The organism is Enterococcus sp. DIV1298c, assembly GCF_017316315.1.
GTDB classification, from domain to species: Bacteria; Bacillota; Bacilli; order Lactobacillales; family Enterococcaceae; genus Enterococcus_B; species Enterococcus_B mangumiae.
On the sequence record NZ_JAFLWG010000024.1, the window covers coordinates 14507 to 30309 of the forward strand.

Genomic DNA, 15803 nt, shown 5'->3' on the forward strand with positions numbered 1-15803 from the left:
TCTGACTGAATAAGGAAAGGAAGACTGCATCATGAAAGAAAACCAAGAAGAATTAGATCAGGAATTGAATGATACGCAGGTTGATCCAGAAACAGAAGAAGTTGAAGTTTCAGAAGAGGAAGAAGTAAACGAACTTGCGAATCTCCAAGCTGAATTTGATGAAATGGAAGATAAGTTTTTACGTGCACGAGCAGAAATCGCTAATATGGCGAATCGTGGTAAAAACGAACGTGAGCAACTGCAAAAATACCGCTCACAAGATTTAGCGAAAAAATTGTTACCTTCGATCGACAACTTGGAACGTGCATTAGCGACAGAAGTTTCGGATGAACAAGGCGCAAGCTTGAAAAAAGGTGTCGAGATGGTACTTGAAAGTTTAAAACATGCGTTGAAGGAAGAAGGGATCGAAAAAATCCCTGCAAAAGGAGAACCTTTTGACCCGACATTGCATCAAGCAGTTCAAACGGTACCGGCAACGGATGATTTACCGGCTGATACGATCGTTGAAGTGCTACAAGAAGGATATAAATTACATGACCGCGTATTGAGACCAACAATGGTCATCGTCGCACAATAAAGTCATGATGGAATAGAAACAAACAACTTTGTAATAAGATAAGGAGACGTTTATTATGAGTAAAATTATCGGTATTGACTTAGGTACAACAAACTCAGCAGTAGCTGTATTAGAAGGAAACGAAGCAAAAATCATTGCAAACCCAGAAGGAAATCGTACAACACCTTCTGTTGTGTCATTTAAAAATGGTGAGATCCAAGTAGGGGAAGTAGCAAAACGTCAAGCAGTGACAAACCCTAACACGATTTCTTCAATCAAACGCCACATCGGTGAAGCTGGTTATAAAGTAGATGTTGAAGGTAAATCATATACACCTCAAGAAATCTCAGCAATGATCTTACAATACATCAAAGGTTTTGCCGAAGACTATCTAGGTGAAAAAGTAGAAAAAGCAGTTATCACTGTTCCTGCTTACTTCAATGATGCACAACGTCAAGCAACAAAAGACGCTGGTAAAATCGCTGGATTAGAAGTAGAACGTATCGTTAACGAACCAACTGCGGCAGCACTTGCTTATGGTTTAGATAAAACTGACCGCGATGAAAAAATCTTAGTATTTGACCTTGGTGGTGGTACATTTGACGTATCGATCCTTGAATTAGGTGATGGCGTATTCGATGTATTATCTACTGCTGGAGACAACCATTTAGGTGGGGATGACTTTGACAACAAAATCATCGACCACATGGTTGCTGAATTCAAAAAAGAAAACGGCATTGATCTAGGTCAAGATAAAATGGCTTTACAACGTTTGAAAGATGCTGCTGAAAAAGCGAAAAAAGATCTTTCAGGTGTTTCAAGTACTCAAATCAGCTTGCCATTTATCACAGCAGGCGATGCAGGTCCATTGCATTTAGAAATGACATTGACTCGTGCGAAATTTGATGAATTGACAGCTGATCTAGTAGAACGTACAAAAGTTCCTGTACGTCAAGCATTGAAAGATGCTGGTCTATCTCAATCAGAAATCGATGAAGTTATTCTAGTTGGTGGTTCAACTCGTATTCCTGCAGTTGTTGAAGCTGTAAGAAAAGAAACAGGTAAAGAACCAAATAAATCAGTAAACCCAGATGAAGTTGTAGCAATGGGTGCTGCGATCCAAGGTGGCGTTATCACTGGTGATGTGAAAGACGTTGTTTTACTAGACGTAACACCTTTATCTTTAGGTATTGAAACAATGGGTGGCGTATTTACAAAATTGATCGATCGTAATACAACGATCCCAACAAGTAAGTCACAAGTGTTCTCAACAGCTGCGGATAATCAACCTGCTGTAGATATCCATGTATTGCAAGGGGAACGCCCAATGGCTGCGGACAACAAAACATTAGGTCGCTTCCAATTGACAGATATTCCAGCTGCACCACGTGGTATCCCACAAATCGAAGTAACATTTGATATTGATAAAAATGGTATCGTGAATGTATCTGCAAAAGATCTAGGTACACAAAAAGAACAAAAAATCACGATCAAATCTTCTTCAGGTTTAACAGACGAAGAAATCGAACGTATGGTAAAAGATGCTGAATCAAATGCAGAAGCAGATAAAGCACGTAAAGAAGAAGTTGATCTACGCAACGATGTCGATGCATTACTATTCTCAGTTGACAAGACTTTGAAAGAATTAGAAGGTAAAGTTGACGAAGAAGAAGTGAAAAAAGCGGAGGCAGCTCGTGATGAATTGAAAGCTGCTGTAGAAGCAAACAACATCGAAGAAATGAAAACAAAACGTGATGCATTGAATGAAATCGTGCAAAACTTGACAGTTAAATTATATGAACAAGCTGCACAACAACAAGCACAAGAAAATCCTGAAGCAGCACAAGGCGGAGCGGATGATGTCGTAGATGCTGATTTTGAAGAAGTCGATGACGACAAAAAATAATCAGTTCATGTAGTTTCACCTAAAGAGGTCAAGTCCTGCTTTAGAATAAGCCGAAGAATTCGAAAATAGCTTCTCATATTTTCGCGATTCTTCGGCTTATTTCCGAGGGGAGAATTTAGTTTGAGTATTGAAGCATCACTAGTGTAAAGGAATAAGTCATCAGTTGTGGATTTTCTTTGGATCAAGGAGAGAAATACTTTCTTTTCTTCATGCCATAGAAATCAATGATCGATTTTTTCTTCTTTAGTCGATACTTCAAAATTTCCGGTTTTTGTTTCGATCAAAGTGTGATATGATAACAAACGACGTGGAAATGAAGAGAACCAATAGGAGGAAAGCCTATGGCAACAAAACGTGATTATTATGAAGTCTTGGGGCTGTCAAAGGGAGCTTCAGAAGACGAAATTAAAAAAGCATATCGAAAGTTATCAAAGAAATACCATCCAGATATCAATAAAGAGCCGGATGCTGATGAAAAATTCAAAGAAGTTTCAGAGGCTTATGAGATTTTAAGTGATCCGCAAAAACGTGCAGCTTACGATCAATACGGACATGCCGGAACTGATCCGAATTACGGCGCAGGCGGTGGCGGATTTGGTGGTTTTGGCGGCTTCTCTGGTGGAGGCGCTGGCTTCGGTGGATTTGAAGATATTTTTGATTCATTTTTCGGCGGTGGCGGAAGATCAGTTGATCCTAATGCCCCTCGACAAGGAGCGGATCTTCAATATACGATCAATTTATCATTTGAAGAAGCAATATTTGGTATTGAAAAAGAAATCAAATACAATCGTGAAGAGATTTGTCATACATGTAGTGGGAATGGTGCAAAACCAGGAACACAACCGACGACTTGTCATAAATGTCATGGTTCAGGTACGATCAATGTGGAACGTCAAACACCGCTTGGTCGTGTGATGAGCCGTCAAACTTGTGATGTTTGTCGTGGTACTGGAAAAGAAATCAAAGAACCATGTCCGACTTGTCATGGCTCTGGTCATGAGAAAAAAGCACATACGGTCAAAGTCAATGTACCAGCCGGTGTGGAAGAAGGACAACAAATGCGTTTAGCTGGTCAAGGTGAAGCGGGTGAAAATGGTGGACCGTTTGGCGATCTGTATGTAGTCTTCCGAGTAGAAGAAAGTGATATCTTTGATCGTGATGGTTCAGAGATCTATTACGAATTGCCATTAAGCTTCGTGCAAGCGGCGCTAGGCGATGAAGTCCAAGTACCAACTGTGCATGGGGATGTCAAATTGAAGATCCCTGCGGGTACGCAAACGGGAACGAACTTCCGCTTACGTGGCAAAGGAGCCCCACGATTGCGTGGCGGATCAACTGGCGATCAACATGTACGCGTGAAATTGATTACACCTAAGAACCTCAATGAGGAACAACGTGACGCCTTACGAGCATTTGCTAAGGCTGGCGGCATGCATGTTCAAGAGCAACAAGAAGATGGTTTTTTTGATAAGGTAAAAGATGCTTTTGGTGGAAAAAAGCGTAAATAAATATGTATGAGATGAAAGGATAGGCGCTTAGGTGCCTGTCCTTTTTGTTTGGTTAGAAAGTAAAAAAAGCCCTTATGGATGTAATAGCTAACATCCATAAGGGGGTTAAAGAAAATTATTTTAGATATCCAACACCTTATCCAAAAAGTCTTTCGTCCGTTCGTTTTGCGGATTTTCAAAGATTTGTTGTGGTGTGCCGTCTTCAAGGAAGTTTCCGCCATCAATGAACATCACGCGGTTAGCGACTTCTTTTGCAAAGCCCATTTCGTGGGTTACGATGACCATTGTCATGCCTTGTTTGGCTAATTTTTTCATTACGTTCAGCACATCGCCGACCATTTCTGGGTCCAAGGCTGAAGTAGGTTCATCAAACAACATGATGTCAGGGTTCATTGCTAACGCACGAGCGATGGCAACACGTTGTTTTTGTCCGCCAGATAAGTTATCTGGGTACATATCTTTTTTATCTTCCAAACCAACAGTTTCAAGTAATTTGATTGCTTTTTTCTCTGCTTCATCACGTGACAACTTCTTCAAGTCCATAGGTGCCAAAATGATGTTTTCCAAAACAGAAAGGTGCGGGAAAAGATTGAAATGCTGGAACACCATACCGATGTGTTGTCTCACTAAGTTGATGTCTGTGTTTTTATCCATCAAATGAGCACCATCGATGATAATATCACCAGATGTCGGATCTTCTAAGCGATTCAAACAGCGTAAAAAAGTACTCTTTCCTGAACCGGAGGGGCCAATCACGCAGACGACATCGCCTTCGTTGATTGATACGTTGATGTCATTTAAGACTGTGTTGTCTCCGTATTTTTTTACAAGATGTTCGACTAAGATTTTTTCTGTCATCTTATTTCACCTTCTTTTCTAAAACTTTCGCTAATTTTGTCAATGCAGTGATCAAAATCAAGTACATCACTGCGATGATCAAGTAGACATACGTACTTTGTGTAGTACGAGCAACAATGATCCGTCCAGTTTGTAACAATTCGACCACACCGATCGCTGAGATGATCGTCGTATCTTTCAATGAGATAACGAATTGGTTGACGAATGATGGGATCATGATTTTGAATGCTTGCGGTAAAATGATTTTTTGCATCGTGCGGTTATAAGAGAGACCTAAGCTTCGTGAAGCTTCCATCTGTCCAGTAGGGACTGCGTTGATCCCGCCACGTACGATCTCTGCGATATAAGCACTCGCATTTAGGGTCAATGTAATGATCCCGGCGATAAAGTCAGGAATCGTAAATCCAACGATACTTGGTAAACCGAAAAAGATGAAGAAGGCAAGTACCATCATCGGAACACCGCGAATGATATCTACATAGATGCTGGCAACTGTTCGCAATGCACGGACTGGTGACACGCTGAATAGTCCGAAGATCACACCGACGACTAAAGCCAAGGCAAATGAGATCAATGTTAATAGGATCGTTTGCCATAACCCTTTTAATAATGCTTTATAGTTATTTTGGATCAAGCCAGTCAATGTTGATTCATCAACAGCTGGCGCTTCTTCGCTGTCGTCTGTCGAGATGAATTCATTGATGATCTCGTCGTATTGGCCAGTGCGTTTTAGTTCTTTTAATCCTTCGTTGAACATTTGTAATAATTCAGGGTTTTCGCCTTTTTTCACTGCGAAACCATAAGAGCCGCCAGTTTCTCTTTCAATCGGTGTTTCTAACTCTTGCCCATTTTTGATGGCATAACCGATTACTGGGTAGTCGTCCATCATGGCATCGATTGCGCCGACTCTTAAACTATCGTATAACTGATCTGCGGCATCGAAATATTTGATTTCGTAGCCATATTTATCTTGATTTGCGACTAAGAAGTCTGCACTTTCGGTCCCAACTTTTGCACCGACTGTTTTTCCTTCTAAGTCTTCATAAGAATTGATTGAAGTATTGCCTTTTTTGACTGCGATTTGGATGCCACTTTGGAAGTAAGGATCTGAAAAATCAAACGTTTTTTTACGTTCATCTGTAATCGTCATCCCTGCAATCATCCCATCCGCTTGTCCAGATTCCAATGCTTGTAGTGCAGCAGAGAAACCACGGAAGTCCATACGAATATTGAAGCCGTGCATTTCTGAGATAGCTTCCATCAAGCTGACGTCGATTCCTACATATTCACCATCTGCATTTTGGAATTCAAATGGTGCAAAGGCTGAATCACTTGCGATAACGTAAACGTCTTTTTTAGGTTCTATTTTTTCCATCGTCTCGCTACTTGATGTCGTTGATTGCGTCTCGTCAGCTTGCACAGGTGTGTACAGTGCGAATGTAACAAGTCCTGTCATTATGAAAAGGAATGTCTGTAACATGTTTCTTTTTTTCATAAATAACCTCCTATAAAAATTTCGATAATTTCCAACATTAATACATTATAGGCGAAAAGATATTCTTAACACAAGATTCCGACAAAAAATAATTCAAAAAAGTAGCGATTTGTTACATGCTATGTAATAAAATCTAACACGAACCTTGCGAGGTAGATTTACAATAAGATCTGAAACTTTCAATTGGCGAAAGTATGTTCGCCGTGGTATAATAGAGAAACAAGGAATGCCTTTGCTTTCCTTTTCTTTTTTGTTGAAAAGAGAGAAGGAATGAATGAAAAGGAGGACGAAGAATGATTGAAAGAGATACCTCCCGCCATTTTGAGTTGGTGTCGAAATACCAACCTGCTGGAGATCAACCAGAAGCGATCAACCAATTGGTCGAAGGGATAAATGATGGTAAAAAAGCACAGATTTTACTAGGGGCGACCGGAACAGGGAAAACCTATACGATTTCTAATCTGATCGAAAAAGTCAATAAACCGACTTTGATCATTGCACATAATAAGACGTTAGCTGGGCAATTATATGGAGAATTCAAAGAGTTCTTTCCAAACAATGCGGTCGAATACTTTGTTTCTTATTATGATTATTATCAACCAGAAGCCTACGTTCCTTCAAGTGATACGTACATTGAAAAGGATTCAAGTGTCAATGATGAAATCGATAAATTGCGTCACTCTGCCACCAGTTCTTTATTAGAACGAAATGATGTGATCGTGATTGCCTCAGTCTCTTGTATTTTTGGTTTAGGTTCACCTTTTGAATACCAAAAACAAGTGGTGTCGATCAGACAAGGGGCGGAGATGGATCGTAATCAATTGATACGAGATTTGGTCAGCATCCAATTTGAACGAAATGATATTGATTTTCAGCGCGGTCGTTTTCGAGTGCGCGGTGATGTCGTGGAGATCTTTCCAGCTTCAAGAGATGAACGTGCGTTGCGCGTTGAGTTTTTTGGGGATGAAGTGGAACGGATTCGAGAAGTGAATGCCTTGACTGGGGAAGTGTTAGGTGAAACTGAACATGTAGCCATATTCCCGGCAACTCACTTTGTGACGGATGACGATCATATGGAACATGCGGTCGCAAACATCAAAGCAGAGCTTGAGCAACGTTTGACCGTCCTACGTAATGAAAACAAGTTATTAGAAGCACAACGTTTAGAACAGCGAACGAATTATGACATTGAGATGATGTTAGAGATGGGTTATACCTCTGGGATCGAAAATTATTCTCGACATATGGATGGACGTAAAGAAGGCGAACCGCCTTATACGTTATTAGATTTCTTCCCTGAGGACGCGTTGATGGTCATTGACGAGTCCCATGTGACGATGCCGCAGATCCGTGGGATGTATAATGGAGACAGAGCGAGAAAACAAATGCTTGTAGACTATGGTTTCCGTTTACCGTCTGCACTAGATAATCGTCCGTTACGTCTGGAAGAATTTGAGCAGCATGTCAATCAAATCGTCTACGTCTCTGCGACACCTGGGCCATACGAATATGAACAAACAGATACGGTGATCCAACAAATCATTCGACCAACTGGATTACTAGATCCAGTGATTGAAGTGCGACCGATCATGGGTCAGATCGATGACTTAGTTGGTGAGATCAATGAACGAGTGGAAAAAGACCAACGGGTATTCGTGACTACATTGACGAAAAAAATGTCAGAAGATTTGACGGATTACTTCAAAGAGTTAGGGATCAAAGTGAAATATCTGCATAGTGATATCAAGACTCTGGAACGGACAGAGATCATTCGTGATCTTCGTTTAGGTGAATTTGATGTCTTAGTCGGTATCAACTTATTACGTGAAGGGTTAGATGTCCCTGAAGTTTCATTAGTCGCGATCTTGGATGCAGATAAAGAAGGTTTCTTACGAAGCGAACGCTCATTAGTCCAAACAATTGGACGTGCTGCACGTAATGCAGAAGGTAAAGTAATTATGTATGCGGACAAAGTGACGGATTCCATGCGTCTAGCTATGGATGAAACGTCAAGACGTCGCAGCATCCAACAACAATACAATGAAGAACACGGGATCGTTCCGAAAACGATCATCAAAGAGATTCGCGACTTGATCTCGATCACGAAGGAATCAGAAGATGATGCGAAAGAAACGGTTCAAGTCTCTTATGAAGAAATGACAAGAGAAGAAAAAGCAACATTATTGATGAAGTTAGAAAAAGAAATGAAAGATGCAGCGAAAGCTTTGGATTTCGAGACCGCAGCCAATGTGCGTGATATGATTCTTGAACTAAAAGCATCTGAGTAGGAGGAAGTCATATGGCTAACGACAAAATTATTATTCATGGCGCAAGGGCGCATAATTTGAAGAATATCGATGTGACGATTCCACGAGATAAGTTCGTGGTCGTCACCGGATTATCCGGTTCAGGAAAAAGTTCACTTGCTTTTGACACATTGTATGCAGAAGGGCAAAGACGGTATGTGGAAAGTTTATCTGCCTATGCGCGTCAATTTTTAGGTCAAATGGACAAACCTGATGTCGATAGCATTGATGGCCTCAGTCCAGCGATTTCGATCGATCAAAAAACGACAAGCAAGAATCCTCGTTCAACTGTTGGAACAGTCACAGAGATCAATGATTATTTGCGTTTATTATTTGCCAGAGTTGGTCATCCGATCTGTCCCAATGACCATATCGAGATCACTAGTCAATCTGTTGATCAAATGGCGGATCAAGTGTTGGATCTTCCTGATCGAACGAAGATCCAAATATTAGCGCCAATCGTCGTTAAGAAAAAAGGACAACACAAAAAAGTCTTTGAACGTATCCAAAAAGAAGGGTATGTCCGTGTTCGGGTCGATGGCGAAACGTATGACGTTAGTGAAGCGCCCGAATTAGAAAAAAATAAAAAGCACGACATTGCGATCGTGATTGACCGGATCGTCGTGAAAGAAGGCGTACGCTCTCGTTTGTTCGATTCGATCGAAGCGGCTCTTCGTTTAGCGGATGGCTACGTACTGATCGATGTGATCGGTGAAGAAGAAATGCTCTTTAGTGAACACTATGCATGTCCTTATTGTGGATTTACAGTCGGAGAGTTAGAGCCGCGTTTATTTTCATTCAATGCGCCATTTGGAGCTTGTCCGGATTGTGATGGATTGGGTGTCAAATTAGAAGTCGATATCGATCTAGTCATCCCAGATAAAAACAAAACGTTGAATGAAGGAGCGATCATTCCTTGGAATCCGATCAGCTCGCAATATTATCCACAAATGTTGGCACAAGCGTGTGAAAGTTATGGAATCGATATGGATACGCCATTTGAAGATCTTCCTTTGGAACATCAAGAAATCGTGTTGAACGGCACATCAGAGCCATTCCATTTTCACTACGAAAATGATTTTGGTGGGGTCAGAGATGTTGAAACATCATTTGAAGGTGTGATGACGAACATCAAGCGCCGTTACCACGATACGAACAGCGATTTTACAAGAGAACAAATGCGTCTTTATATGACAGAATTGACTTGTAAGACATGTGACGGATATCGTTTGAATCCGCAAGCTTTATCCGTGCAAATCAATGGCACGAACATCGGTCAGACAAATGAGTTGTCGATCCAACATGCCGTTGAATTTTTTGAAAATCTGACATTGTCAGAGCAAGAAAAAGTCATTGCTCGACCAATTTTAAAAGAAGTCAATGATCGTCTGTCATTTTTAGAAAATGTGGGCCTTGATTATTTGACACTTAGTCGTGCTTCAGGAACCTTATCAGGTGGGGAAGCGCAACGCATTCGTTTAGCGACTCAGATTGGTTCAAATCTATCTGGCGTGCTTTATATCTTGGATGAGCCTTCGATCGGATTGCATCAACGGGACAATGATCGTTTGATCGGTTCATTGAAGAAGATGCGTGATCTTGGGAATACCTTAGTTGTCGTTGAACATGATGAAGATACGATGCGTGCGGCAGATTACTTGATCGATGTGGGTCCTGGGGCTGGGCATCAAGGCGGGGAGATCGTTTCTGCTGGAACGCCAGATCAAGTGGCAAAAGATAAGCATTCATTGACTGGCCAATATCTATCGGGCAAAAAATCGATCCCAGTTCCCGAAACAAGACGAAAAGGTACAGGCAAAGCAATCAAGATAACTGGTGCTACAGAAAACAACTTGAAAAATATTTCCGTTGAGTTCCCATTAGGCGAATTTGTGGCAGTCACTGGTGTTTCTGGGTCAGGTAAGAGTACGTTGGTCAACAGTATCTTGAAAAAGGCACTTGCCCAAAAAATCAACCGTAATTCAGCAAAACCAGGGAAGTTCAAAACGATTTCTGGCTATGAAGGGATCGAAAAGATCATTGATATCGATCAAAGCCCGATCGGACGGACACCACGAAGTAATCCGGCGACTTATACAAGTGTCTTTGATGATATTCGTGACCTGTTTGCTCAAACAAATGAAGCTAAAATGCGTGGTTATAAAAAAGGACGTTTCAGTTTCAACGTAAAAGGCGGACGTTGTGAAGCTTGTCGTGGAGATGGGATCATCAAGATCGAAATGCATTTCTTACCAGATGTTTATGTGCCTTGTGAAGTCTGTCATGGGAAACGTTATAATTCGGAAACATTGGAAGTTCATTATAAAGGGAAAAGTATTGCGGATATCTTAGAGATGACAGTGGAAGATGCGGTTGAATTTTTCCAACCGATCCCTAAGATCCATCGTAAGCTGCAAACGATCGTCGATGTCGGCTTAGGGTATGTCACGATGGGACAACCAGCAACGACTTTATCCGGAGGAGAAGCGCAACGGATGAAGCTTGCGAGTGAACTGCATAAAATTTCGAATGGAAAGAATTTCTATATCCTAGATGAGCCAACAACTGGGCTTCATACAGACGATATCGCTCGCTTATTACATGTCTTGCAACGATTAGTTGATGCCGGTAATACTGTTTTAGTCATCGAGCATAATCTGGATGTCATCAAAACCGCTGATCATTTGATCGATCTTGGTCCTGAAGGTGGCGAAGGTGGCGGTACGATTTTAGCAACTGGTACACCAGAAGAATTGGTGAAAGTAAAAGAAAGCTATACCGGTCATTATTTGAAAAAAATCATGCAAAAATAAGAATCGTTATTGTTATAGTTAAAAAAATATTAAAAGAAAGCTTTATGTATTGTTTTCTTTTCACGAGTATTCTAGAATACTTTATATGGTAGTTCTTTCTACACTTATTGGTATAGATAAAAACTTCCTATAAGTTCAATCCGTTCAAAAAAGAATTGAGCAATCGGAGGAGATTCCTTTGATTGCTTTTTTCTTTATGGTATGATATTCCTTGTGTAAATATAAAACAAGAGATTATTAAGTTAGTGAGAGATAATTATGAACAGTAATGAAAAAGAAGCATTTATCCCTATTTTATTAGGTAGCGATATGAACGTTTATGGGATGGCCCGTTCATTTCATGAAGCTTATGGCAAGGTATGTCAAGCCTATGCGTCGAACCAACTAGCGCCTACCCGCTATAGCAAAATCGTCAACGTTGAAGTGATTCCAGGATTTGATCAAGATCCGGTCTTTATTGAGACGATGCGACGTTTGGCAAAAGAAAAGTATACGGATAAAAATATAAAATATTTACTGATAGCTTGTGGCGACGGATATGCGGAATTGATTTCTCAGCATAAAGAAGAGCTTTCTGAAACATTTATCTGTCCCTATATCGATTATTCACTCTTTGAACGATTGGTGAATAAAGTAAGCTTTTATGAGGTATGTGAAGAGTATCAACTGCCTTACCCAAATACATTGATCATCCGAAAAGAAATGTTGAACAATGGCCGCTTAGAACAAGAGTTGCCTTTCGACTTTCCGGTAGCGTTGAAACCAGCAAATAGTGTCGAGTATTTATCTGTCCAATTTGAAGGACGTAAAAAAGCATTTATTATTGATAATCGTGAAGAATTTGATTTGGTATTAGGCCGAATCTATGAAGCTGGTTATACAAGCGAAATGATCGCTCAAGATTTTATTCCAGGCGATGATAGTCACATGCGTGTATTGAATGCGTATGTCGATGAGCAACACCAAGTGAGAATGATGTGCCTAGGCCATCCATTACTTGAAGATCCTACGCCAGCTTCTATCGGAAACTATGTCGTGATCATGCCGGATTACAACGAGAAAATCTATCAAACAATCAAAGCGTTTCTAGAAAAGATCGAGTATACTGGTTTTGCGAATTTCGATATGAAATATGATCCGCGAGATGGCGAATATAAATTATTTGAGATCAATCTTCGTCAAGGAAGAAGCAGTTTCTTTGTGACGCTAAATGGACTGAATTTAGCACGTATTTTAACAGAAGATCGTGTTTTTCATGAACCATTCGTTGGAACAACATACGGAACGAACCAATCAGACAAAGCGAAACTATGGTTGGGCGTACCAAAAAAAGTCTTTATGACTTATGCGAAAGAAAACGAACAAAAACAACAGGCTTTGAAATTGATCAAAGAAAGACGATATGGAACGACCGTCTTTTATGACAAAGACCACTCATTGAAACGTTGGTTATTGATGACGTATATGTTCCGAAACTATATTCCAAGGTTTAAAAAATACTTTCATTCGAAAGAAGGCTAGTTCATGGAGAATTTTTTCAGTATCTTAGGTGGAATGGGTACGATGGCAACGGAAAGCTTTGTCCGCTTGATCAATCATCGTGTCAAAGCCGCCAAAGATCAGGATTATTTGAACTATGTATTATTTAATCATGCAACAGTTCCTGATCGAACGGCCTACATCTTGGATCAAACAAAAGAAAATCCAGTCCCTTATTTAGTAGAGGACATCAAAAAGCAAAATCTACTACAACCGAATTTCATTGTTTTGACTTGCAATACGGCACATTACTTTTTTGATGACTTGCAAGCAGAGACAACGATCCCAATCTTGCATATGCCACGAGAAGCCGCCAAAGAACTTGTTCGACAAAAGACAACAGGGAAAGTGGCTGTTTTAGCAACACAAGGGAGTATTCTTGCTGGTGTTTATGAAAAAGAGATCAAAGCATTAGGATTTGAAGTCGTGATCCCTGATCAAGCACTACAAGAGAAAGTGAATTATTTGATTTATCATGAAATCAAAGAGTCTGATCATTTGAATAAAGAACTCTATTATGAGATTTTAGAAGAAGCAGTCGAACGTCTGGATTGTGAGAAGATCATTTTAGGATGTACCGAATTGTCTCTAATGCAAGAAGTTGCATCTGACAATCCTTATCCAGTGATCGATGCACAGTCGATACTGGCTGATCGAACGATCGAGCTGGCTCATGCTGAACGCGTGAATCGTTCGAATTGATCGTAAAAATAGTTGTGGCTGAAGTTGTTCCACATGGGTTCAGCCGAATAAGCGCGGTAATCCGAAAATCATTTCAATTTTTGGATGCCACGCTTATTTTTTGAAGGAATTGGCTTTTGCCTCCTATTTTTATATAAAAAAACAAAAGAATTTAATTCGAGCTAGCAATGATACGCCCGGGATGATATAATTTTATAGGAGAACGAGAGAGGAGGCCATACGGATGGCTGATAATTTAGAACTAGTAATCATTACAGGAATGAGCGGCGCAGGTAAAACTGTGGCGATTCAAAGCTTTGAAGATATGGGGTACTTTTGTATCGATAATATGCCCCCAACATTGATCCCTAAATTTTGGGAACTAATTAAGGAATCAGGGAAAGTCACAAAAATGGCACTAGGTGTGGATTTACGTTCACGCTCTTTCTTTGAAGAGATCCAAAGTATGTTGATCGAAATCGAAAATACAAATTTCATCGATACTTCTGTCTTATTTTTAGATGCTTCTGACGAAGAATTGGTTGCACGGTATAAAGAAACAAGAAGAACCCATCCGATGGCGATGGACGGTTTAGTGACGGAAGGGATTCGCAAGGAACGGGCGATTTTAAATGATATCAAAGCGCAAGCATCTGTTATTATCGATACCACGACTTTGACACCACGACAGTTGCGCGAAAAGATCAATCAAACATTTAAAACAAAAGATGATCAAGGGTTCCGTATCGAATTCGTGTCATTTGGTTTCAAATATGGGTTACCGATCGATTCAGATATCGTGATGGATGTTCGTTTTTTACCAAATCCTCACTACATCGCTGATTTAAGACCATTGACTGGAAAAGATAAGCCGGTTTATGACTATGTAATGTCGTTTGATGAAACAGAATTGTTTTATTTGAAATTCCTTGATTTATTAAAGACAGTAATGCCTGGATATATCAAAGAAGGAAAAAGCAGTTTGACAGTAGCGATCGGCTGTACGGGCGGTCAACATCGCTCGGTTGCTTTGACGGAAAGATTGTCTCAAGCGCTTAGTGAAACATATAAAGTCAACGTGACTCACCGTGACAAAGACAAGCGTAAAGAGACGGTGAATCGCTCATGAAAATGAAAACTTACCGAATTCGAAAACCTAAAATCGTTGTAGTCGGAGGCGGTACAGGCTTACCTGTTATTTTGAAGAGTTTGCGTAATCAAGGGGCTGATATCACGGCAATCGTGACCGTAGCAGATGATGGCGGTAGTAGTGGCGAGATCCGCAAATCGATTGCAATGGCACCTCCAGGAGATTTAAGAAATGTCTTGGTGTCATTATCAGATATGCCTCAATTTTATGAAGATATCTTTCAATACCGCTTCAAAAAAGAAGATCAATTTTTAGCGAATCATACCATTGGCAATTTGATCATTGCAGCTGTCGCTGAAATGAGAGGGAGTACTTATGAAGCCATCCAGCTTTTATCTCGCATGATGCATGTAGATGGGCACATCTATCCATCTTCTGAGACCCCATTGACTTTACACGCGGTGTTCAAAGATGGAACGACTGCAATCGGTGAATCGAAGATCGCGCTTGATCGCAAAAACATCGAGCGGGTATTTGTTTGCAATACAGATGATGAAAGTGAAGCGAAAGCTGGACGTAAAGTTGTTTCGGCGATTATGGAAGCCGATATGGTCGTCTTAGGACCAGGTAGCTTGTTCACTAGTATTTTACCTAATTTAGTAATCCCGGAAGTCGGAGAAGCAATGCTCAAAACTAAAGCAGAGGTCGTCTATATCTGCAATATCATGACACAAAAAGGGGAAACCGAACATTTTACAGATGCGGATCATATCCGTGTCTTACATCAACATTTGGAACAACCTTTTATTGATACAGTGTTGGTGAACACAGAAAAAGTCCCAGAAGACTACATGGATCCAGAAATCTACGATGAATACCTTGTTCAAGTCGCTCATGATTTTAATGGCTTGCGAGAAGAGAACTGTCGAGTCATCTCTACGGACTTTTTAGAATTGAAAAATGGCGGAGTCTTTCATGATGGAGAGAAAGTCGTTGAAGAACTTTTCCGCTTAGTCTTTGGGTCAAAACAATAAAGAAGAATAAACTTATC

The 15803-nt window shown here is 40.4% G+C and carries 11 protein-coding genes; 9 read left to right on the top strand and 2 right to left on the bottom strand.

Annotated features, from left to right (window positions below):
• Nucleotides 1–31 precede the first annotated feature (31 nt).
• From grpE to dnaJ, 3 genes are all read left to right on the top strand, one after another.
• The gene (gene grpE, locus JZO83_RS06415) at nt 32–577 is read left to right on the top strand and encodes a nucleotide exchange factor GrpE (protein ID WP_207115285.1); all 546 of its coding nucleotides are present in this window, start codon (nt 32–34) and stop codon (nt 575–577) included.
• A gap of 55 nt (nt 578–632) precedes the next feature.
• Entirely contained in the window at nt 633–2462 is a 1830-nt protein-coding gene (dnaK, locus tag JZO83_RS06420; protein ID WP_010735218.1) for a molecular chaperone DnaK, read from the top strand.
• Between the two features lie 341 nt (nt 2463–2803).
• Nucleotides 2804–3970 carry a molecular chaperone DnaJ gene (gene dnaJ / locus JZO83_RS06425; RefSeq protein WP_206857188.1) on the top strand — a complete coding sequence of 389 codons (1167 nt, stop codon included), beginning with the start codon at nt 2804–2806 and terminating at the stop codon, nt 3968–3970.
• Nucleotides 3971–4090: 120 nt separating this feature from the next.
• Here dnaJ and JZO83_RS06430 read toward each other — a convergent pair whose 3' ends face one another.
• Nucleotides 4091–4828, bottom strand: a complete 738-nt coding sequence (locus tag JZO83_RS06430) for an amino acid ABC transporter ATP-binding protein (RefSeq protein WP_206855969.1) — start codon at nt 4826–4828, stop codon at nt 4091–4093.
• Nucleotide 4829: 1 nt separating this feature from the next.
• Nucleotides 4830–6323, bottom strand: coding sequence for an amino acid ABC transporter substrate-binding protein/permease (locus JZO83_RS06435; protein ID WP_207115286.1), 1494 nt, complete (start codon nt 6321–6323; stop codon nt 4830–4832).
• A gap of 293 nt (nt 6324–6616) precedes the next feature.
• Here JZO83_RS06435 and uvrB point away from each other — a divergent pair, with 293 nt between their 5' ends.
• The 6 genes from uvrB (at nt 6617) to JZO83_RS06465 (ending at nt 15786) form a co-directional block, all read left to right on the top strand.
• Nucleotides 6617–8611 carry an excinuclease ABC subunit UvrB gene (uvrB, locus tag JZO83_RS06440; protein ID WP_207115287.1) on the top strand — a complete coding sequence of 665 codons (1995 nt, stop codon included), beginning with the start codon at nt 6617–6619 and terminating at the stop codon, nt 8609–8611.
• Between the two features lie 11 nt (nt 8612–8622).
• The gene (gene uvrA / locus JZO83_RS06445; protein WP_207115288.1) at nt 8623–11442 is read left to right on the top strand and encodes an excinuclease ABC subunit UvrA; all 2820 of its coding nucleotides are present in this window, start codon (nt 8623–8625) and stop codon (nt 11440–11442) included.
• A gap of 255 nt (nt 11443–11697) precedes the next feature.
• Entirely contained in the window at nt 11698–12963 is a 1266-nt protein-coding gene (locus JZO83_RS06450; protein ID WP_207115328.1) for a D-aspartate ligase, read from the top strand.
• Between the two features lie 3 nt (nt 12964–12966).
• Entirely contained in the window at nt 12967–13683 is a 717-nt protein-coding gene (locus JZO83_RS06455) for an amino acid racemase (protein WP_207115289.1), read from the top strand.
• A gap of 223 nt (nt 13684–13906) precedes the next feature.
• Entirely contained in the window at nt 13907–14791 is an 885-nt protein-coding gene (gene rapZ / locus JZO83_RS06460) for an RNase adapter RapZ (protein ID WP_010735232.1), read from the top strand.
• Nucleotides 14788–15786 (top strand): YvcK family protein, encoded by a 999-nt coding sequence (locus JZO83_RS06465; protein WP_206855984.1) that lies wholly within the window; start codon nt 14788–14790, stop codon nt 15784–15786. Before rapZ ends, JZO83_RS06465 begins: the two co-directional genes overlap by 4 nt.
• Nucleotides 15787–15803: the final 17 nt, after the last annotated feature.

Bases quoted from the DNA above. Each gene is read 5' to 3' on its own strand.
- grpE (WP_207115285.1), top strand. From the start codon at position 32: ATGAAAGAAAACCAAGAAGAATTAGATCAGGAATTGAATGATACGCAG.
- dnaK (WP_010735218.1), top strand. From the start codon at position 633: ATGAGTAAAATTATCGGTATTGACTTAGGTACAACAAACTCAGCAGTA.
- dnaJ (WP_206857188.1), top strand. From the start codon at position 2,804: ATGGCAACAAAACGTGATTATTATGAAGTCTTGGGGCTGTCAAAGGGA.
- JZO83_RS06430 (WP_206855969.1), bottom strand. From the start codon at position 4,828: ATGACAGAAAAAATCTTAGTCGAACATCTTGTAAAAAAATACGGAGAC.
- JZO83_RS06435 (WP_207115286.1), bottom strand. From the start codon at position 6,323: ATGAAAAAAAGAAACATGTTACAGACATTCCTTTTCATAATGACAGGA.
- uvrB (WP_207115287.1), top strand. From the start codon at position 6,617: ATGATTGAAAGAGATACCTCCCGCCATTTTGAGTTGGTGTCGAAATAC.
- uvrA (WP_207115288.1), top strand. From the start codon at position 8,623: ATGGCTAACGACAAAATTATTATTCATGGCGCAAGGGCGCATAATTTG.
- JZO83_RS06455 (WP_207115289.1), top strand. From the start codon at position 12,967: ATGGAGAATTTTTTCAGTATCTTAGGTGGAATGGGTACGATGGCAACG.
- rapZ (WP_010735232.1), top strand. From the start codon at position 13,907: ATGGCTGATAATTTAGAACTAGTAATCATTACAGGAATGAGCGGCGCA.
- JZO83_RS06465 (WP_206855984.1), top strand. From the start codon at position 14,788: ATGAAAATGAAAACTTACCGAATTCGAAAACCTAAAATCGTTGTAGTC.